This window comes from Streptomyces sp. NH27 (assembly GCF_056859195.1).
Genome location: NZ_JACEGK010000990.1, coordinates 1 through 1,026, shown reverse-complemented (window position 1 = coordinate 1,026; position 1,026 = coordinate 1). Strand labels below are relative to the sequence as shown.

Sequence of the window (1,026 nt, the reverse complement as noted above, 5' to 3'; positions counted from 1 at the left end):
GGCTCGGTGAGGCTCGCGCCCGGGTGGGGCGTGGCGCCGGCCATCAGCCGGGCGGTCTGCTCGGGTGTGAGCCCCTGACCGTCGAAGTCCTCGGGCCCCGGCGGCGCCCAGAAGCCGCCGTTCGCGGTGATCGCCTCCGCCACCTCGCCGCCGCCCGGGAAGCTCGTCACGAACGACCCGCCCTCGACCGGCACGTTCGCGTCCACGAACACCACCCGGGTCAGCCGGTCACCGATCCGCCCCGCGGCCTGGCCGACCGGGATGCCCGAGTAGCTGTGCCCGACCAGGACCACGTCCCGCAGGCCGCCGTCCTCGACCGCGCCGACGATGTCCCGCACGTGGGCCTGCTGCCCGGCAGGCTCCTCGCCGCTGCGCTCCGCGACTCCGGTAAGGGTCAGCGGGTGGGCGCCATGGCCCGCCGCGCGCAACCGCGCCGCCACGTCGTCCCACGCCGATGAACCGAGCCAGGCACCTGGCACAAGTACGAATTCCGTCATGCCAACAACCTAGCCGAGGGGTCCGACATCGGCCGCGCGTCTCGAAGTCGCATGGCCGCAAGTCGTCTGCCGGGGAGCGGGGTTCAGTAGACCAGCGCCTGCACGCCGTCCTTGGTGATCTCGCTGACGAACACCTGCGCGCCCGCGATCCGTACACCATCCATGACGTCGCGCTCGGTGATGTCGCGGCGGGTCGCGCACTGGGTGCACAAGGTGACCTGGCCGCCGGCCAGTACGGCGTCGAGCAGGTCGGGCAGCGGTGCGGAGTGCGGGAGTTCGAACTCCGCGGCTCGCCCGGGCAGGGCGAACCACGAGGACTCACCGGTCAGCCAGAGCGACACTTCCACCCCACTGGCCACGGCGACCGCGGCCACGGTGAACGCCTGCGAGCACCGCTCGGGCGCGTCCGCGCCGGCCGTCACCTTGATCACGACTTTATTTGTCATACGAGCACTCTAAGCGGTGATATAAAGCAGATCCGCGTGGATCGTTAGCGTGTACACATATGTGCCTGGGGGGGCTTGGGTGG

2 protein-coding genes are annotated in these 1,026 nt (G+C 70.8%); both read right to left on the bottom strand.

Translation table 11 applies throughout. From position 1 onward, the window contains the following. Positions 1 to 497 (bottom strand): alpha/beta fold hydrolase (locus AC13HU_RS37605; protein WP_483046495.1); only part of this gene is annotated, 497 nt, incomplete at its 3' end. A gap of 83 nt (positions 498 to 580) precedes the next feature. Beyond that, positions 581 to 943 (bottom strand): DsrE family protein, encoded by a 363-nt coding sequence (locus AC13HU_RS37600; protein WP_483046494.1) that lies wholly within the window; start codon positions 941 to 943, stop codon positions 581 to 583. Positions 944 to 1,026 lie beyond the last annotated feature (83 nt).